At 68.5% G+C, this 19,912-nt stretch carries 9 protein-coding genes; all 9 read left to right on the top strand.

Annotated elements, in window-relative coordinates; genetic code table 11:
- Positions 1-38: 38 nt before the first annotated feature.
- Positions 39-1,232 (top strand): CaiB/BaiF CoA transferase family protein, encoded by a 1,194-nt coding sequence (locus BM109_RS00675; protein WP_093339605.1) that lies wholly within the window; start codon positions 39-41, stop codon positions 1,230-1,232.
- A 19-nt stretch (positions 1,233-1,251) separates the two neighbouring features.
- Entirely contained in the window at positions 1,252-1,758 is a 507-nt protein-coding gene (locus BM109_RS00670; protein WP_093339602.1) for a MaoC family dehydratase, read from the top strand.
- An 83-nt stretch (positions 1,759-1,841) separates the two neighbouring features.
- The gene (locus tag BM109_RS00665; RefSeq protein ID WP_093339600.1) at positions 1,842-2,852 is read left to right on the top strand and encodes a tripartite tricarboxylate transporter substrate binding protein; all 1,011 of its coding nucleotides are present in this window, start codon (positions 1,842-1,844) and stop codon (positions 2,850-2,852) included.
- A 13-nt stretch (positions 2,853-2,865) separates the two neighbouring features.
- A complete protein-coding gene (locus BM109_RS00660) occupies positions 2,866-3,873 on the top strand; it encodes a Bug family tripartite tricarboxylate transporter substrate binding protein (protein WP_093339597.1) in 1,008 nt (335 codons plus the stop codon).
- Position 3,874: 1 nt separating this feature from the next.
- Entirely contained in the window at positions 3,875-5,125 is a 1,251-nt protein-coding gene (locus tag BM109_RS00655; protein WP_093339594.1) for a CaiB/BaiF CoA transferase family protein, read from the top strand.
- Positions 5,122-6,285 (top strand): acyl-CoA dehydrogenase family protein, encoded by a 1,164-nt coding sequence (locus tag BM109_RS00650; protein ID WP_093339592.1) that lies wholly within the window; start codon positions 5,122-5,124, stop codon positions 6,283-6,285. The genes BM109_RS00655 and BM109_RS00650 overlap by 4 nt, the downstream gene beginning before the upstream one ends.
- 28 nt (positions 6,286-6,313) lie before the next feature.
- Positions 6,314-7,339: an acyl-CoA dehydrogenase family protein gene (locus BM109_RS00645; RefSeq protein WP_093339589.1), complete on the top strand. Its 1,026-nt coding sequence runs from the start codon at positions 6,314-6,316 to the stop codon at positions 7,337-7,339.
- A 26-nt stretch (positions 7,340-7,365) separates the two neighbouring features.
- On the top strand, positions 7,366-8,163 hold the full coding sequence (locus BM109_RS00640; protein ID WP_093339586.1) for a crotonase/enoyl-CoA hydratase family protein: 798 nt from the start codon (positions 7,366-7,368) through the stop codon (positions 8,161-8,163).
- A 237-nt stretch (positions 8,164-8,400) separates the two neighbouring features.
- Entirely contained in the window at positions 8,401-19,911 is an 11,511-nt protein-coding gene (locus tag BM109_RS00635; protein ID WP_093339584.1) for a two-partner secretion domain-containing protein, read from the top strand.
- Position 19,912 lies beyond the last annotated feature (1 nt).

Here is a 19,912-nt window from a genome sequence, read left to right as displayed (position 1 = left end):
GTCCCCTTCGCAGAATCGGCGCAGGAGACAAACAGACGATGCTTCCCCTGCAGGGCGTGAAGGTGCTCGACCTCTCGAGCGTGGTGTTCGGACCCTTGGCCAGCCAGACGCTGGCCGACTACGGCGCCGAGGTGATCAAGGTCGAGCCGCCCGAGGGCGATTCCACGCGCCACACCGGTCCCGCGGCCGAGCCCGGCATGGCGGCCGTGTTTCTCGGCAGCAACCGCAGCAAGAAGAGCGTGGCGCTCGACCTCAAGCAGAGCGCCGCGCGCGAGGCGCTGATGGCGCTGGTGGCGCAGGCCGACGTGTTCATGCACAGCATGCGGCCGCAGAAGCTCGGCGGCCTGGGCATCGATCCGCACACGCTGCTCGAGCGCTTTCCGCGCCTGGTCTACGCGGGCCTGCACGGCTTCTCGCAGCACGGTCCCTACGCGGGCCGGCCGGCCTACGACGACGTGATCCAGGGCATGTCGGGCCTGGCCTCGCTGATGCAGATGCAGTCGGGCGAGGCGCGCTACCTGCCCACCATCGCGGCCGACAAGACCTGCGCGCTGGTCGCGGCCCAGGCCATCCTGGCCGCGCTGTTCCGGCGCGAGCGCACGGGGCAGGGCGGCTTCGTCGAGATCCCGATGTTCGAGACCATGGTGTCCTTCAATCTCGTGGAGCACCTCTACGGCAACCACTTCGAGCCGCCGCTGACCGAGGCCGGCTATCCGCGCGTGCTCACGCCCTGGCGCCGCCCGTGGCGCACCGCCGACGGCCACATCTGCATGATGCCGTACACCTCGCTGCACTGGCGCCGCTTTTTCGCCGAGGTGGGCGAGCCCGCGCTGGCCGAGGACCCGCGCTTCGTCGACATCGCCGCGCGCACGCAGCACATCGGCGAACTGCTCGCGCTGGCCGGCGGCTTCGTCGCGCGCGGCAGCACCGCGCACTGGCTCGCCACCTGCGAGCGGCTCGAGATCCCGGCCGCGCCGGTCAACCGGCTCGAGGACCTGCCGCGAGACCCGCACCTGGCGGCCACCGGTTTCTTCGCCGAGCTCGACGACCCGCGCATGGGCCGGCTGCGCTTTCCGGGCGTGCCGGTGCGCTTCGACGGCGAGCGCGCGCCCGTGCGCATGCCGCCGCGCCTGGGCGAGCACACGCGCGAAAGCCTGGTGGCGGCCGGCGTGCCGGGCGCGCATGTCGATGCGCTGATCGCCGACGGCGCCGCGATCGTCCCTTCCGCCTGAACAACGCAGCGAGAACCGCATGAACGACAAGACCGACACCTTGCCCCGCCTCACCGCCGAGGACGCCGCGCTGCCGCGCCTCGGCCAGGGCTTCGTCTGGCAGGACCTGGCGCTGGGCCAGCGCCTGCGCACCTTCCGCCGGACCATCACCGAGGCCGACCTCGTTGCCTTCATCGGCGTGACCGGCATGGTCGAGGCGATCTTCATCGATGCCGACTACGAGGCCGGCGCGATCGCCGGCCGTCCGGTGCCGGCCGCGCTGACCTACACGCTGATCGAGGGCTTCATCCTGCAGACCATGATCCAGGGCACCGGCCTCGCGATGCTCGAGCTGGTGCAGAAGATCCATGCGCCGGTGCGCGTGGGCGACCGCATCGAGGCGGTGGTCGAGGTCACCGGCATCCGGCCGACCTCGAAGGGCGGCCGCGCCATCGTCGACTCGCGCATCACCGTCTTCAACCAGCACGGCCAGTGCGTCATGCACTACGACGCGCGCCGGCTGCTCGCGGGGCGCGACCCGTCCTGAGCCCTGGCGGGGCGAGCGCCCGCAGAGCGCGATCCCGCGGCACCACCCGTTCCCAGTTCCAACGACAAATCGGAGACAAGCCCATGCATTCCAGAACCCCTGGCGCCGCGCGCCCGCCCCAGCGGCGATCGCTGTTGCTCGCCACCGCGGCCGCCATCCTCGCCGCGTCGGCGGCTCCCGCCTTCGCGCAGGGCGGCAGCTACCCGAGCAAGCCGATCACCATGGTCGTGCCCTTTCCGCCGGGCGGCCCCACCGACCTGGTGGCGCGCGTGCTGGCGCAGAAGCTTTCCGAGCAACTGGGCCAGAACGTGCTGGTCGACAACCGCGGCGGCGCCAACGGCAACATCGGCGCGCAGCTGGTGGCGAAGGCACCGGCCGACGGCTACACGCTGCTCTACAACACCTCCTCGATCGCGCTGAGCCCGGCGCTCTACAAGAGCGTGTCGTACGACGTGCAGAAGGACTTCGCACCGGTCGCGCTGGTGGCCGTGGTGCCGCTCGCGCTGGTCACCCATCCCTCGGTGCCGGCCAGCAACGTCAAGGAATTCGTGGCCTATGCGAAAGCCCATCCCGGCAAGCTCTCGTACGGCTCGGCGGGCAACGGCAACGTCACCCACCTGGGCGCCTTCCAGTTCGTGCAGGCCAACGGCATCGATGCCGCGCACGTGCCCTACAAGGGCAGTGCGCCGGCCGACGTCGACCTGGTCGGCGGCCAGATCCAGTTCATGACCGACACCGTCAACTCGGTGATGGCCTTCGTGCGCGACAAGCGCATGAAGATGCTCGCCGTGACCACGGCCAGGCGCATGTCGCTGTTCCCCGATGTGCCCACGCTGGCCGAGTCGGGCATGCCGGGCTTCGAGGTCGGCGCCTGGCAGGGCGTGATGGTGCCCGCGGGCACGCCGGCGCCGGTGGTCGAGCGGCTCAATGCCGAGATCGTCAAGGCGTTGAAGGCACCCGACGTGCGCGAACGGCTCGCGCTGCAGGGCGCCGAGCCGCTGGGCTCGACCCCCGCCGAGTACGGCGCCTACGTGCGCAAGGAACTCGCGCGCTGGGCCGGCGTGGTCAAGGCCACGGGCGTGACGCTCGATTGACCGGAGACACCCCATGACCACCACACCACGAAAGACCCGCGGCACGCGCCGCCGCGCCTTCGGCATCGCGCCCGCGCTGCTGCTCGGATGGGGCCTGCTGGGCAGCGCCGCCCCGGCCGCCGCGCAGGACTTTCCGTCGAAGCCGATCAAGTTCGTCGTGCCCTTCCCGCCGGGCAGCGGCACCGACACCTCGGCGCGTTACTTCGCGCGCAAGCTCAACGAACTCACGGGCCAGCCCGTGGTGGTCGAGAACAAGCCCGGCGCCAACGGCTTCATCGCCGTGAAGGCCGTGCTCGCGGCGCCGGCCGACGGCTATACCGTGTTCGTGGGCAGCAACTCCACGCTCGCGGTCAACGTCGCGCTGTTCAAGCAACTGCCCTACGACCCCGTGGCCGACCTCGCACCGCTCACGATGATGATGCGTTCGCCCGCGCTGGTCGTGGTGCCCGGCAACTCCGAATACAAGACATTGCCGGCGCTGGTCGCGGGCGCCAAGGCCAGGCCCGGCGTGCTCAACTACGGCGCGGGCTCGGCCGGCTACCAGCTGATGTCGGAACTGTTCAACGACGCCGCCAGGGTGCAGACCGCGCACGTGCCCTTCAAGGGCGCGGCGGAGGCCGTGATCGCGGTGGTCTCGGGCACGGTGAACTTCGCCTTCGCCGAGATCACCAGCGTGCAGGAGCTCGCGCGCTCGGGCAAGGTGCATGCGCTGGCCGTGGCCTCCGACCGGCGCGTGCCCGCGCTGCCCGAGGTGCCCACGGCGGCCGAGGCCGGCCTGCCGGGCTTCACGGCCTACACCTGGGTCGCCGGCATGGTGTCGGCCAAGACACCCAAGGCCGAGACCGAGAAGCTCGCAGCGCTGCTCACGAAGATCGAGAAGATGCCCGAGACGCGCGAGTTCTACGAGCGCATCGGCGCCGAGGTGATGCAGGGCGGCCCCGAGGAGATGCGCAACTTCCAGAGCGCCGAGATCCAGCTCTGGAAGCGCATCGCGGTGACGGCCCGTGTCGAGCAGCAGTGAGATGAAGAAGCCCGCTGCCGATGCGCCCGTGCCCGGCGCGCTCTCGCACATCCGCGTGCTCGATCTCTCGCGCGTGCTGGCCGGCCCCTGGGCCAGCCAGACGCTGGGCGACCTGGGCGCGGAAGTCATCAAGGTCGAGCGCCCCGGCCGTGGCGACGACACCCGCCTGTGGGGCCCGCCCTTCCTCAAGGACCGCGAGGGCGCGGACACGCGCGACTCGGCCTACTACCTGTGCGCCAACCGCAACAAGAAGTCGGTGGCGATCGACTTCACCACCGCCGCCGGCCAGGCGCTGGTGCGCGATCTCGCCAAGCGCTGCGACGTGCTGATCGAGAACTTCAAGGTCGGCAGCCTCGCGCAGTACGGCCTCGACCATGCCTCGCTGCTCGCGCTCAATCCGCGGCTGGTGTATTGCTCGATCACCGGCTTCGGCCAGACCGGCCCCTATGCCGAGCGCGCCGGCTACGACTTCCTGATGCAGGGCATGGGCGGCCTCATGAGCATCACCGGCCGCGCCGACGGCGAGGAGGGCGCCGGTCCGGTCAAGGTGGGCGTGGCGCTGACCGACATCCTCACCGGCCTGTACGCGAGCACCGCCATCCTGGCCGCGCTGCAGTCGCGCGACCTCAGCGGCGTGGGCCAGCACATCGACCTCGCGCTGCTCGACGTGCAGGTGGCCTGCCTCGCCAACCAGGGCATGAACCACCTGTACGGCGGCCAGCCGAAGCGCATGGGCAACGCGCATCCCAACACCGTGCCCTACCAGGACTTTCCCACGGCCGACGGCCACATGATCCTGGCCATCGGCAACGACGGCCAGTTTGCGAGCTTCTGCCGCGCCGTCGGCCATGCCGAGTGGGCGAGCGATGCGCGCTTCGCCACCAATGCCGACCGCATCGCGAACCGCATCGCGCTGATCGCGCTGATGCGCGAGGTCACGGCCACGCGCGGCACCGCCGAATGGGTGGCGCTGTTCGAGCGCGTGGGCGTACCCTGCGGTCCCATCAACACCATCGCCGACGTGTTCGAGGACCCGCAGGTGAAGGCGCGCGGCACGCAGATCCGCATGGCGCATCCGGTGGCGGGCGAGATCCCGCTGGTGGCCAGTCCGCTGCGGCTGTCGCAGACCCCCGTGCAGTACCGGCGCGCGCCGCCCACGCTCGGGCAGGACACGCGCGAGGTGCTGGGCGATCTGATGGGCCTGTCGGCGCAGCAGATCGGCGACCTGACGAACCAAGGAGTGATTGCATGAGTGGAGCCCTGAGCTCGCTGTCGATGACGGCGATTCCGCCCGAGGACGAGGCGCTGCGCGCGCCCGTGCGGGCCTTCCTGGCCGAGGCGTTGAAGGACGTGCCGGCGCCCGTGCGCGCGCGCTCCTGGTCGGGCTACGACGGCGCCTTCAGCCGCGCGCTCGGCGCCAGGGGCTGGCTCGGCATCACCTTGCCGACCGAATACGGCGGCGGTGGCCGCAGCGCCTTCGCGCGCTACGTGCTGGTGGAGGAGTTCCTCGACGCCGGCGCGCCCGTCGGCTCGCACTGGATCGCCGACCGCCAGAGCGGCCCGCTGATCCTCAAGTACGGCACCGAGGCGCAGAAGCGCTTCCACCTGCCGCGCATCTGCCGCGGCGAATCCTTCTTCTGCATCGGCATGAGCGAGCCCAACGCCGGCTCCGACCTCGCGAGCGTTCGCACGCGCGCCGTGAAGGGCGCCGACGGCTGGACGCTCAACGGCCAGAAGATCTGGACCACCAACGCCCACCACTGCCAGTACATGATCGCGCTGGTGCGCACCTCGGGCGAGCCCGAGGACCGGCACAAGGGGCTGTCGCAGCTCATCGTCGACCTCTCGCTGCCCGGCGTCACCGTGCGGCCGATCGAGGACCTCTCGGGCGACTCGCATTTCTGCGAGGTCTTCTTCGACAACGTGCAACTGCCCGCCGATGCGCTCATCGGCGCGGAGGGCCACGGCTGGGAGCAGGTCACGGCCGAGCTGGCCTTCGAGCGCAGCGGCCCCGAGCGGCTGTTCTCGAGCATCGTGCTGTTCGACGAGTGGCTGGCCTTCGTGCGCACCAAGGCCGGCCGCACGCCCGCGGCGGTGCGGCTCGCGGGCCGCATCATGGGCCAGCTCGCGCCGCTGCGCGCCATGTCGCTCGCCGTCACCCAGAAGGTGGCCGAGGGCGGCAGCCCGGTGGTCGAGGCCGCGCTGGTCAAGGACCTGGGCACCGGCGTCGAGCAACTGATTCCGGCCGCCATCGCCGACGACCTCTACGGCCGCGCCGACGGCACGCCCGTGCCGCTCGAGCTGCTGCTCACCCTCGAATACGTGACCCAGGTCGCGCCCTCGTTCTCGCTGCGTGGCGGCACGCGCGACATCCTGCGCGGAATGATCGCGCGCGGCCTCGGCCTGCGCTGAGCCCGCGGCGCCCACAAGGAACCAGAACATGGAAGACATCTACGCCGACGCCCTGCGCGGGTTGCTCGAGGACTGCTGCACCCTGCGCCATGTGCGCGAGATCGAGGCTGGCGGCCCGGCGGGCGCGCTGTGGGAAGCGATCGAAGGCTCGGGCTTCGCCAATGCGCTGCTGCCCGAATCGGTGGACGACGGCGCGGGCCTCACGCCGGCCGACGCCTTCGCGCTGCTCGAACTCTGCGGCCGCTTCGCCGTGCCCGTGCCGCTGGCCGAGACCATGACCGCGCGCGCCCTGCTCGCGCAGGCCGGCGTGCGGCGCCCCGGCGGCAGCATCGCGCTGGCCACGGGTCGGCTCGGCGCCGATGGGGCGCTGCACTGCGAGCGCGTGGTCTTCGGCCGCGTCGCCGACTGGGTGCTGGTGCAGGTAGAGGGTTCGCCGTCGCGCTGCCTGCTGCTGCCCGTCGATGCGGCCGAGGCCACGCCGGCCGTCGCGCCGCTCGATGCCAGCCTGCGCTGGTCGGCCGAGGCGCTGGCGGCCGCGCCCTCCTTCGAGAGCGGCGAGGCCCTGCGCCTGCACCAGGCACGGCTGATTGCGGCCCAGCTCGCGGGCGCGCTGTCGGCCGTGTTCGAACGCACCCTGCAGTACGCCAACGAGCGCCAGCAGTTCGGCCGCGCCATCGGCAAGTTCCAGGCGATCCAGCACCAGCTCAGCGTGATGGCCGAGCATGTGTTCGCCGCGCGCATGGCCGCGCAGATGGGCTGCACCGCCGGCGGCGCGCAGCCGCTCGCGCCCGATGCGTTGCGCGTGGCCGTCGCCAAGGCGCGCACCAGCGAGGCCGCGCTCGAGGTCGCCGCGCTGAGCCATTCCATCCACGGCGCCATCGGCTTCACGGCCGAGTTCGACCTGCAGGTCTACACGCGCCGCCTGCATGCCTGGCGCCAGGCGGCCGGTGCCGAATCGCACTGGCACGATCTCATCGGCACCTTGCTCGTCGACGGCCACTTCGAGCGCTCGCTCGACCTGCTGCGCGCCGCCACCGATCCCGTCGCGGCCTGACCGCCCTTATCCGGAGACATCACCCCATGGACAGCTTCCTCCAATCCCGGCGCGATGGCGCCATCCTCGTGCTCACCATGAGCCAGCCGCAGACGCGCAACGCGCTCACCGGCAACAGCGCGGTCGAGGAGATCGTGCAGGCTTGCGCGCAGGTCACGCGTGACCGCGGCATCCGCGTCGTCGTGCTGACCGGCGCCGACCCCGTCTTCAGCTCGGGCGGCAATGTCAAGGACATGCAGCGCTACGAGAAGGAGGGCCTCTCGCCCGAGGTCATCCGCGAGGAGTACCGCAACGGCATCCAGCGCCTGCCCAAGGCGCTCTACAACCTCGACGTGCCCGTGATCGCCGCCGTCAACGGCCCCGCGGTCGGCGCCGGCCTCGACCTCGCGTGCATGTGCGACATGCGCATCGCCTCCGAGAAGGCCACCTTCGCCGAGAGCTTCGTCAAGGTCGGCATCGTGCCGGGCGACGGCGGCGCCTGGCTGCTGCCGCGCGTGGTCGGCATGTCGAAGGCCTCGGAGATGGCCTTCACCGGCGATGCCCTCGACGCGCAGGAAGCGCTGGCCTGCGGCCTGGTCTCGCGCGTGGTGCCGCACGAGCGGTTGATGGAGGAGAGCCTCAAGCTCGCCGCGCGCGTGGCCGCCAACCCCGGCGGCGTGCTGCGCATGACCAAGCGGCTGCTGCGCGAGGGCGAGCGCAGCACGCTCGAATCGCTGCTGGAGATGTCGGCGGGCTACCAGGCCATTGCGCACATGACGAGCGATCACCGGGAGGCGGTGCGGGCGTTCATCGAGAAGCGCAAGCCGGTGTTCGGGAACGACTGAAAGCTACCTCTGCCCGGGCTGCGTGCTTGCGATCGCGTGCGTTCGCGACATCTTTGCTGTCAGTCGATAAAAGTTCATTCACATTCATTAGAAAAGCAGTCGATCTCTCTGAGCAATCAGTGCCATTTTTGCAACTTGGTGGCTTTACCATAGTTCTCCGATCCTGATAATCGACATCCCCGACGAATGCGCCGACAAAAGAGCGCTGGGGGTTTGATTCAGGGGAGGACACAAGGGATGAATCGCCAGTTGCATCGCGTCGTCTTCAATGCCGCCAGGGGCATGCGGATGGCGACGCAGGAGACGGCCAGGAGCACCGGCAAGGGCTCCAGCAGGGCCACATCGACCATGGCCTGCGGCGCACCGGAGGGCGCGAGCACCTGGGGCGCCAGGCTGGCTGCCATCGCGCTGGCCGGCATGTTGGCGACGCTATCGGCGCAGGCCCAGATCGTCGGAGCGCCCAACGTTCCCGGGAGCCTGCGCCCCACCGTGCTGGTTGCACCCAATGGCGTTCCGCTCGTCAATATACGGACCCCGAGCGCCGCCGGCGTCTCGCGCAACGTCTACAACGCCTTCAACGTCGGTGCCAACGGCGCCATCCTCAACAACAGCCGGGGGAACGTGCAGACCCAGCTCGGCGGCTTCGTGCAGGGAAATCCCAACCTGGCCACGGGGCCCGCGCGCATCATCGTCAACGAAGTGAACGGCGGCAATCCGAGCCTGCTTCGCGGCTATCTGGAAGTCGCGGGCCAGCGCGCCGAGATCATCATCGCCAACCCGGCGGGCATCAGTGTCGATGGCGGCGGCTTCATCAACGCATCGAAGGCGACGTTGACGACAGGGACGCCACAGTTCAACGCGATCGGTGGGCTCGACAGCTTCGTCGTACGTGGTGGCACCGTGAGCATCGATGGCGCGGGCCTCGATGCAAGAAGAACCGACTATGCGGCCATTCTCGCGCGCGCCGTGCAGGTCAATGCCGGCATCTGGGCCAGCGAGCTCAAGGTTGTGACGGGCGCCAATCAGATCGGTGCCGATCATGCGCAGATCGCGCCCACGACTGGAGCAGGCGCGACACCCGCTTTTGCTCTGGACGTCTCCCGGCTAGGCGGGATGTTCGCCCATCACATCTTCCTGAAGGGCACGGAGGCCGGCTTGGGCGTGCGCAATGCCGGCAACATCGGCGCGAGCGCCGGCCAGTTGATCGTCACCGCGACGGGCCGACTCGAGAACACCGGCACACTCGAAGGCACGCGCGTGGAGATCGCGGGGGCTGGTGATATCGACAACCGCGGCGGGACGATCCGGCAAACCAGCGGCACAGGGCTTGTGATCGCTTCGCCGACGCTGTCCAACACGAACGGGGGCGTGATCGGTGTCGAACGGTTGCCGGCCTCGACGACCGGTGGCGCGGATGGCGGCGCGGGCGCCACCACAGGCGGCACCTCCGGACCGGGTGCGCCGGCCAATGGCTCCGGCTCTGGTGGCGCTGCGGCTGCACCCGTGTCAGCACCAGCACCAGCGCCCTTCATACCCACCTCGCCCGGTGCCCTCACGGCCACGGGCGCCATCCTGAACGACGGCGGGAAGATCTACGCAGGTGGACCGATCGCGTTGCAGACCCCGCGGATCAGCAATGCGGGTGGCGCGCTTTCGGTGGCCAGCATGGCGGTTATCGGCCCGGACTTCAGCAACGCGGGCGGCACACTCCATGTCAGCGACAGCTTCAGCGCCAACGTCGGTCGGTTCGACAACACGGGCGGCAAGCTGAACGCAGGCGCGTTGAACATTGCGACCAGCAACGACCTGCTCAACAACGACGGCGTATTGGCGAGCGCCACGCATGCCAGCCTCACGGTCGGTGGCAAGGCAGACAACCTGCGCGGAAGCATCTCCGCGGCAGGGGCCTTGGGTGCGACCGTGGCGGGCGCCATGAACAACAGCAGTGGCACCCTGACCTCCAACGAGGCGCTGACGCTCGATGCTGGTTCGCTGGACAACACGCAGGGCCGCATCCAGTCTGCCCAGGCCGGCGTGCGGCTCGGCGTGATTCACGCGCTGGACAACGGCGGTGGTGGCAGCATTCAGGCAGCCAGCGACCTCGGCATCCGCTCGGGCTTGCTGGCCAACGGAGGGAGCCTGCGCGGCGGCAACGATGCCGATATCGTGGTCGTCGGCGCGATGACCAACGACGGCAGCGTGACCGCGGGACGGCACGCCACCATCGCGGCTGGCAGCGTACGGAGCAGTAGCACCGCTGTGCTCGGCGCCGGCATCCGCGATGACGGCAAGTTCGGCGGAGCCGGCGATCTGCACGTGACCGCCGCCGGCGCGCTGGTCGCCAATGGCACCAGCCTGGCGGCTGGCGATGCAGTGCTCCAGGGGGCGAGCGTCGATCTCTCCGGCAGCCAGACCCATGCAGCCGACATCACGATCACGGCCACGCGGGGCAATGTCGTCACTACCAACGCCGCGGTGACCACTCCCGGCACGCTGGCGATCGGCGCCAACGGCAATGCCACGCAAACCCTCGTCAACGACGCCGGCAAGCTCGGTGCAGCCCGATTGAGGATCGAGGTCTCGAACATCGCCAACACGAGCAAGGGCGAGATCGTGCAGACCGGCAACGGAGTCACCCGGATCGTGGCCTCCGGCGCCATCGACAACAGCGGTGGGACGTTGGCGAGCAACGGTGGCTTCGATCTCGTCGCGGCGAGCCTGAGCAACAGGAGCGGCATCCTGCGGGCGGCTCAGGCGTCGGACCTGGTGGTCACGGTGGCGGGCCTCGTGGACAACCGCCAGGGCGAGATGAGCGCGGGCGGCAACGCCGCGCTTCGAGCGGGCGGTCTCGACAACGAGAACGGACGCATCGCGGCCGCTGGCGATGTATCGAGTACCACGAGCGAAGAGACCACCAACCGCAGCGGCACGATGGCCGCGAACGGGCGTGTCACGCTGAACGCCGCGAGCCTGGACAACACGGGTGGCAAGGTGTCCGCGCTGGACTCCTTGACGGCCAGTGTCCAGGGCGCGGTGAACAACGCCTTAGGCACGTTGGTCGCCGATCGGGCACTCGTGCTCGATGCGGGCTCGCTGGCCAACGACAAGGGTGCCATCCAGTCGACGCAGGCCTCGACCCGCTTGAACGTGAGCGGTGCGCTGGCCAATGGCTCGGGCTTCGCGGGGGGCGCGACCGACCTGCGCATCGAGGCGGGCAGCCTGTCCAATGCAGGCAGCCTGCGCGCTGGCAACAATCTCGCCGTCGCGGTGGCGGGGCTGTTGGCCAACGATGGCAACATCACCGCGGGACACAACACCACCATCGCGGCTGGCAGCGTGCAAGGCGGCAGCTCGGGGGTGGTCGGCGCCGGCATCCAGAGCGACGGCAAGCTCGGCGCGGCGGGAGGCCTCGTGGTGAGCGTTAGCGGGGCGCTCGTGGCAACGGGAACCCATCTCGCGGCCGGCAACGCCACCTTGCAAGGGGCGAGCGTCGACCTCTCGAACAGCCAGGCCAGTGCCGCGAGCATCGCGCTCGTTGCAACGCAAGGCGACGTCACCACCAGCAGGGCCAAGGTACTCACCGCGGGCACGCTGGCGATCCGCGCCAACGGCAACGCCGGGCAAGCGCTCGTGAACGATGCGGGCCTGCTCAGCGCCAGCCGATTGCTGATCGATGTTTCGAACCTCGCCAACACCAACGGTGGCGAGATCGTGCAGACCGGCTTAGAGGCGACCACCATCGCCATGGGTGGCACGCTGAACAACGATGGCGGGCGCCTTGCCAGCAGCGGACGCGACCTCAGCCTGCGCGCCGGCGCGATCACGAACAAGGCGGGCACCATCGAGCACGCAGGCAGCGGCGCGTTGGACATCGCTGGCGGCAGCTTCGATGGAACGAACGGGCGGATCACGACGAACAACGCGCTGACGGTCGAAATGTCGGGAGCCTTCGACCAAGGCGGCGGCACGACCAGCGCCAAGCGGATCACGATCGACGCCGGCTCGCTGGACAATCGCGGCGGCCAGATTCTCCAGACCGGCACCGATGCCACGCGCATCGCCGTGGCCGGTACGCTCGACAACGGCAATGCGGGCGTCATCGCCAGCAATGGCGACACGACCATCTTGGCCGGCAGCCTGTCCAACCGGGGCGGCTCGATTCGTGCGGCACAGGCTGCCGGCCTCGCCGTGAATGTGAGCGGTCTGGTCGACAACAGCGACAAGGGCTCGATCGGCGCTGGCGGCGACGTTGCCATCCGGGCCGGCAGTCTCAGGAACGACGCGGGCAGCCTGATGGCCGTCGGCAACCTCGATGCCACGGTGTCGGGCGTGGCCACCAACGTCGGCGGCACGCTCGCGGCCAATGGCAACACAACGCTCACGGCCGACAGCCTGGACAACAGCGCGGGGACGGCTGCGGCCGTCAACGGCAACCTGAGCGTGATGACCACCGGGCCGACGCTCAACGTCGGCGGCATGTTGCAGGCGGGCGGCGGCACCACGCTGAGCACTGGCGGCCTCGTCAACCGGGGCGGCAAGGTCTTCGGAAAGACCTTGTCCGTCGATACGCACGACAACACGCTCGACAACAGCGCGAACGGCACCATGGCCGCGACCGCCACGGTGGCCATCCGCTCTGGCCTGCTTCTGAACGATGCCGGCCTGGTGCAAAGCGGCGGCGCGATGACCCTCGACACAAATGGCCGAAGTCTGAGCAATACCAACGCCGCGGGCCATGGCAGCAAGCAGGGTGGCATCGTCAGCGCCGGCACGCTCACGCTCGACACCGGCGCGCTCGACAATGCGGCCGGGTTCATCGGCGCGAAGAACGCGCTGGCGGCCAGCACGCGGGACTTTTACAACACGCAGGGCGGCATCGTTCTCGGCCAGTCCAGCGTCGCGGTCGTCACCCATGGCGCCACCTACGACAACAGCGGCGGCAAGACGCAGGCGGTGGGCGATCTCAGAATCGAGGCCGCGGATGTCCGGAACTCGGGCGGCCTCGTGCGCTCCGCCGCAACGACGACGCTGAGAGCCGGCACCGTCATCAACACCACCACGCAGGGCCAGGATCAGGGCATCGAGGGCAGGAACGTCGTCGTCGATGCCATCAACCTGGACAACGACGGGGGAGCGATCCGTGCCGACGTCGACGTCACCATTGGCAGCAGCGGCACGGTCAGCAACAGGAATGGCCTGATCTCGGCTGGCGACACGCTCGCCATCGTCGACCCTCATGCAGCGAATCCCGGCGCGAAGACACTCAATCTCATCAACACCGACGGCACGCTGGTGGCCGACAAGGGCCTGAAGATCGATGCCGCCGCGTTCAGCGGAGACGGCAAGGTCGTCTCGGGCAAGGACCTGCGCCTCGCGCTCACACAGGACATCGTCAACAACGGCGAGGTGGCTGCCAACGGAGACCTCAGCTATACCACCACCGGCCATCTCACGAACAACGGCAAGCTGCTGGCGGGCCAGACCCTCACGGTGGGCGGCAACACCATCGACAACACCGCCAATGCGGAGATGTCGGGGCAGCATACCGTCGTCCAGGCCAGTGGAACGCTCACCAACCGAGGCTTGATCGATAGCCGGGGAACGACCCGGATCGATGCGGGCGTGCTGACCAACACCGGCACCGGACGCATCTACGGCGATGCTGTCTCCATCGGCGCCGGCACGCTCGACAACGCGGCTGAAACGGTCGCAGGCGTGACCAAGGCGGGGACCATCGCGGCGCGTGGCGACCTGAACATCGGCGCGGCGAACATCCGCAACCGCGAGCATGCACTGATCTTCAGCCAGGGCAACATGTCCATCGGTGGAGCGCTCGATGCCGAGCGCAAGGCCACCGGGCAAGGTGCCGTGCTCGACAACCTCAGTGCCGACATCGAGTCCATCGGCAACATGCGCATCGCGATGGCGCAGGTCAACAACCGCGATGTGCACATCCGCAAGGGCTCGCCCACAGTGACGCCCGGCGGCGCCATAGGCATTGCGCCGACGACGCCCGTGGGCAGCGGCATCGGCAGGACCGCGGTCTATCCCCTGGACGAGGTCAACATCGACGCCGTCAACGGCCTTGTCTTCCGCAAGGACACCGGTGAACTCGTGGGCATCGGCGGCTATGGCATCTGGCAGAACGTCATCACCATCACGGAAGACACGGCGGTCGACGCCGATCCCGCGCGGCTCGTCGCGGGCGGCAACATGAACGTCGACGGCCGTCTCTACAACGAGAACAGCCAGGTGCTGGCCGGCGGAACGATCACCGCCACCAGCTACCAGTCTTCCCAGTTGTCGGGCACGCGCTCTGTCGTCGGCTCGGCCACTGTGATCGACAACACAGGGCAGTTGCAGACGCCGGTCCCCATACCGATCGTCATACCACCGCAGACGATCTCGCTGGGTGGCTACAAGTACCAGTCGAACCTCAACGCGACCACGGGCTACGACGCTGGGACAGCACCGGTCGGTGGCGCCACGGGCGGCGCGGCCGGCACGGGCGGTGTGAGCGGTGGCAACGGCCCTGGCGCCATCGTCGAGGTGGCGGCCAGCGTGGGCGAGGTGATGAAGACCGATGGTCGGAGCGTGGGCAGTTCGGCGGGCTCGAGTGGACCTGGAGGCACCGCGCCGATGGAGGCCGGCGTGGGCACCACGACCGTTGCCGCGAATGGATCGGCACAGGGCACAGCGTCCTCCGCCCAGGCCGGCGCAAGCCGGACCGTTCCGATGGTCGTGCGCACCAGCGCGCCGAGCACGGGCATTCCCAACGCCAGCTTGTTCAGCCTGCGCACGAGCGGCGGCTACCTGATCGAGACCGACCCGCGCTTCGCGAACTACCGCAACTGGCTCGGCAGCGATTACCTTCTGAACAACCTGGGCCTCGATCCGAACAACACGCTCAAGCGCCTGGGCGACGGTTTCTACGAGCAGAAGCTCATTCGCGAACAGGTGGCCAAGCTCACGGGCTATCGCTACCTGGAGGGCTTCAGCAACGACGACGACCAGTACACCGCGCTGATGAATGCCGGTGCGACCTTCGCCAGGCAGTACGGGTTGCGGCCTGGTGTCGCGCTGAGCGCGGCGCAGATGGCGCAACTGACCAGCGACATCGTCTGGCTGGTCGAACAGACCGTGACGCTGCCCGACGGCAGCACCCAGCGCGTACTGGTGCCGCAGGTCTATGTGCGGGTGCGGCCCGGGGACATCGATGGCTCGGGGGCGCTGCTGAGCGCCGACACCACCGTCATCGAGGGCCAGGGCGACCTGGTGAACACCGGCACCATCGCCGGTCGCAGCCTGGTCAGGATCGACGCCGGGAACGTCGGCAACCTGGGTGGCCGGATCGACGGCGGCGCCATCGGCATCAACGCCCGCAACGACCTGAACAACATCGGCGGCAGCATCACCGCACGGGACGCCGCGGTGCTCACGGCCGGGCGCGACATCGACATCCGGACGACGACGTCGACATCCGCTGGCAACACGGCCATCGACCGCGTGGCCGGCGTCTATGTGACCAACCCAGGCGGTACGCTCGTCGCCTCCGCAGGCCGCGACGCGAACCTCGTCGCGGCGGCCCTGGTCAGCGCCGGCGATGTGTCCGTGGACGCCCGGCGCAACATCGACCTGGGCACCGTGACCGAAAGCCATGGCATCGCGATCTTGGGCCGCAACGGCGGGGGCATCGCGTCCGAGAGCCGGGAGGTGGGTTCGGTCGTGCAGGGGCAGGGCAATGTGCGGCTCGCCGCCGGCAACGACCTTCGTATTCGCGCGGGCGCGGTGGCCAGCACCGACGGTGCTCTGGTGGCCACCGCCACCAACGACATCGACGTCTCGGCGGGCCAGGCCACGAGCAGCGTGTCGACCGCCACGCAGAGGTCTTCGAAGAGCCTGTTCAGGAAGAGCAGCTCTAGCACCTTCGACAGCACCACCACCACCGAAGTGCTTTCCAGCAGCCTGAGCGGAAAGAGCGTGGTGTTGGTGGCTGGTAACGACGTCAACCTGCAGGCCGCGCAGCTTCGCTCCGAAGATGCCACCAGCCTGTCGGCGGGGCGGGACATCAACCTGAGCACGGCAAGCCGCAGCACCGTGGAACTGCATGCGGCGCAAAGCCGCAGCAGTGGCACCGTCTTCGGGCAGGCACTCGCTGCCGCGACCTTCGCCGGCGATCCGACAGCCGTGGCCATTGCCGGCAACAAGAAGTCCAGCAACAGCGCCGGCGCCAGCATCGATACTCAGACCGTCGGCACCCAAATCTCGGCCGGCAGCCTGCAGGCCGTGAGCGGACGCGACATCGGCCTGAAGGGCGCCACGATCGTCGCGGACAAGGACGTCACCCTGATGGCCGGGCGCGACCTGCGCATCGAGAGTGCGCAAGGCACCCGTGTGGAGAACCGCTACGACGCCAGCAGCAGTTCCGGGATGATCGGCCAGTGGTACAACCCGGCCATCGGCAACGTCAAGGGCTCGCAGGCCAACGCGACCACGGGCACGACGCAGCAAGCCAGCCAGGTGGCCAGCCTGCAAGGCAACGTGACGCTGGTGGCCGGCAACGAATACCGGCAAACCGCGAGCAGCGTGTTGGCCGCCGGGCAAGCCGGTGCGCTGTCGGGCGGCGACGTCAACATCCTCGCGAAGAACGTCGTCATCAACGAGGCGTACGACACCACGCAGTCCGTCACGCTGGATCGGCGCTCGAGCACCGTCGTGGGCGGGAGCGCCAGTGTTATGGGAGTTGGCACCGACACGCTCAAGGGCGGCTCCAGCACCATCAGGGCGATGGGCGACATCGGTGGCGGGGATGGCCGCCTGCAGGCGCTGGGGACCATCAACCTGGCCATGAGCGGCAAGCAGGCCTACGACAACGTCAGCGCGCTGGCCAACGGCGGCCAACTGAGTTACGGCGTGAGCGTGAACGTCAGCCGCAACAGTACCCAGAGCACGAGCTTTACCAACAACGCTCAGGCGGTGGGCTCGGGCATCGTGGGAGCGAACAACGTCAACATCGTTTCGACCGGTAGGGGCAAGGACTCCAACATCCGTGTCGCGGGCTCCACCATCGCCGCCGGCAAGACAGTCAACCTGACGGCAGACAACGACATCACCCTGGAGGCCAGCAAGAGCGAGAGCGTGGCGGCGGGTCAGAACTCCAGCCGCGGCGCCAACGTCGGCGTGACCGTGGGTGTCGGCGCGCAAAACGGCGTCAGCTTCCAGTTGGGCGTGAATAGCGGCAAGGGCAAGAACAACCAGAGCGACGTCGGCTACAGCGCCACCAGCGTCAGCGGCGGCAGGGCCGTGAACGTCAGCAGCGGCGGCGATTTGAACATGCGCGGCGGCATCATCGAAGCCAATCGCATCGCGGCCGATGTGGGGCGGAATCTGAACATCGAATCGCTGCAGGATGTGAGCATCGGCCAGTCCCGTCAAAGCAGTTCGGGCTTGAACGTCAGCCTGTGCATTCCTCCGATCTGCGGCGGAGTTTCCACGGTGGGCGGCAGCGCGGCCGGAGCCAAGGCCGACGGTGTCTTTGTCAGTCCGAATGCGCAGGCGGGCATCAAGGCCGGCGATGGTGGCTTCGATGTGAAGGTCAAGGGCGACACGAACCTCGTGGGTGCCGTGATCGAGAGCACACAGGCTGCCGTCGACGACAAGAAGAATCGCTTCGACACCGGCGGCGCGCTCACCACGCGCGACCTGCAAAACCTGAGCCAGTCCAGCGGCAGCAGCTACAGCGTGAGCGGCGGCGTGGGCTTCATGGCTGGCGGTGCGAGCGAGCAGCAGGCGGCCATGCGCATGGACCGCAACATGAGCGAGAGCCAGGTCGCCGCGGCCAGCAACTCCATGCCTTCTGGCAGCGCGGGCGGGGGAAGCTACGGAAGCAGCCAGAGCAGCGTCACGAAGTCGGGCATCTCCGGCATCGCGGGTGACCAGGGCGTGCGCACCGGCGACAGCAGCGGCGTCGGCACCTTGGTCAAGGACTGGAATACCCAGGACATCGTCAAGAACGTTCAGGCGCAGGCGCAGCTCACGCAGCAGTTCAATCAGAACGCCGCGCGGGAAATCGGAACCTATGCGGGCAACCGGGCTATCCAGCTTCGAGATCGCGCGCAAGCCGAGACTGATCCTGGACGGCGACAGTTGCTTCTGAGCGAAGCGAGGCAGTGGGACGAGGGGGGCGCTTATCGAGTGGCGTTGCATACCGCCGCAGGGGCATTGGGAGGCGGGATCGGCGGCGCGCTGGGCGCGGGTGTCAGTGTGACCCTGATGCCCCGTATTGCGCAGGCGATCGAGGACATGAACTTGCCTGGACCCGTCGCGCAGGCTCTGGGTGCCATCAGCGCGGCGGCGATCGGGGGGATCGTCGGAGGAACGACAGGTGCGGCCAGCGCCTATGGCGTGGATATCAACAATCGTCAGTTGCATCCTGCGGAAACCAAGCTGATCAAAGACCATGCAAAGGAGTACGCGGCCAGGAAGGGCATCAGCGTGGCCGACGCCGAGAAGGAACTGGCTGCCCAGGCGTTCAGACAGGTTCAGTTCGGTGCGCCCGGCGCCTGGGACAAGGACGCCAATGCATTCCTGCAGGAACTCGCAAGATACGGCCAGGGGCAGAACCTCCCGCTAGACCCGGCATTCCCGCAGGCCGGCCCGGGGTACTACTTCCAGGCCACCCCTGCGCAGAAGGCCAATGCCGCGATCTATCTGAATGAGGTAATTCGGAGTCCTCAAGCGCTGCAGTTCTATCGCGACAACAACATCCAGCAGCCCACCATTGCCCAGATCGCAGCGGCCGCGAGCAAGGACCAAGGCGCTCGGAGCCAAATCGCACAGCTGACGATCCAGGCCGCGGCGCTAGCGGGTGGGCTCGCCCTGGCGCCTGGCTTGAGTGGCGTTGCCGCCGAGGGATATGCATTCGCGCAGAACCCGGTGGCGTACTGCACGCTCAACCCGGCGGCCTGCATTGTCGGCGCCGACATCGTGGCCGCCACGGTCTCTGGCGTTCCCGTAACGGGGGCGCCTCTTCCCAATGCCGGGAGCATCGCGCGAACATTGACGCGCGTGGCGGAGTCCGAAGCCGCTGCCGCCGCCAACGCCGCAAGGGCCACCGCCGGAAATGTCGAGACGGTCGCGAATGCCATCGGCGCACAGCGGACCATCACGGCACCGAGCGCCGCCGGGCGCACGGTATCGACCATGGGTGAGGCCGTGTCTGGCAACCCCATTGCCGCCACGCAGGCCGGTACCGTCAAGGGGGCCGATATCTGTGTCAGTGGCTGCGCCATTGGAGGGCTGACCCAGCCGGAGCAGCAACTGGTTACGCGCATCCGCAATGGAGAAGACTCCGCTGGCGGGAACTTGACGGAGCAGTTGCTGACATCGGTTTCTCAGCGCACGGGGATGACTGTCCTGGCCGGCGGAAAATATGGCAGTAACAACGGCTTTGATCTGGTGTTGCAGGATGCGGCGGGCAACGTGACGGTCATCATGGACGCTAAGCAGATTACCCAGGCAGGGTCGATCAAGCTCTCGACAGATGGAGCCAAGGGTACAAACCAGCTGTCACCAGATTGGATACGAAGTGTGTTGAACGCACTTCCTCAAAACTCGCCAACCCGACATGCAATTCAACAAGCAATTAATAACAATGCCTTGACGGTAGCTGTTGGTGGGGTTAACCGGACGACCGGACAATTGATTGTCGCCCCCGTTACTGTGCCAAACAAGCAGCCGTGGAATTGAG

This window comes from Variovorax sp. PDC80, assembly GCF_900115375.1.
Classification (GTDB): Bacteria; Pseudomonadota; Gammaproteobacteria; order Burkholderiales; family Burkholderiaceae_C; genus Variovorax.
The sequence above is the reverse complement of the archived record's forward strand: the minus strand, read 5'-3'. Positions and strand labels throughout refer to the sequence as shown.

What these genes read in the sequence shown, in the direction of transcription:
- BM109_RS00675 (WP_093339605.1), top strand. Translation starts at nt 39, where the DNA reads ATGCTTCCCCTGCAGGGCGTGAAGGTGCTCGACCTCTCGAGCGTGGTG.
- BM109_RS00670 (WP_093339602.1), top strand. Translation starts at nt 1,252, where the DNA reads ATGAACGACAAGACCGACACCTTGCCCCGCCTCACCGCCGAGGACGCC.
- BM109_RS00665 (WP_093339600.1), top strand. Translation starts at nt 1,842, where the DNA reads ATGCATTCCAGAACCCCTGGCGCCGCGCGCCCGCCCCAGCGGCGATCG.
- BM109_RS00660 (WP_093339597.1), top strand. Translation starts at nt 2,866, where the DNA reads ATGACCACCACACCACGAAAGACCCGCGGCACGCGCCGCCGCGCCTTC.
- BM109_RS00655 (WP_093339594.1), top strand. Translation starts at nt 3,875, where the DNA reads ATGAAGAAGCCCGCTGCCGATGCGCCCGTGCCCGGCGCGCTCTCGCAC.
- BM109_RS00650 (WP_093339592.1), top strand. Translation starts at nt 5,122, where the DNA reads ATGAGTGGAGCCCTGAGCTCGCTGTCGATGACGGCGATTCCGCCCGAG.
- BM109_RS00645 (WP_093339589.1), top strand. Translation starts at nt 6,314, where the DNA reads ATGGAAGACATCTACGCCGACGCCCTGCGCGGGTTGCTCGAGGACTGC.
- BM109_RS00640 (WP_093339586.1), top strand. Translation starts at nt 7,366, where the DNA reads ATGGACAGCTTCCTCCAATCCCGGCGCGATGGCGCCATCCTCGTGCTC.
- BM109_RS00635 (WP_093339584.1), top strand. Translation starts at nt 8,401, where the DNA reads ATGAATCGCCAGTTGCATCGCGTCGTCTTCAATGCCGCCAGGGGCATG.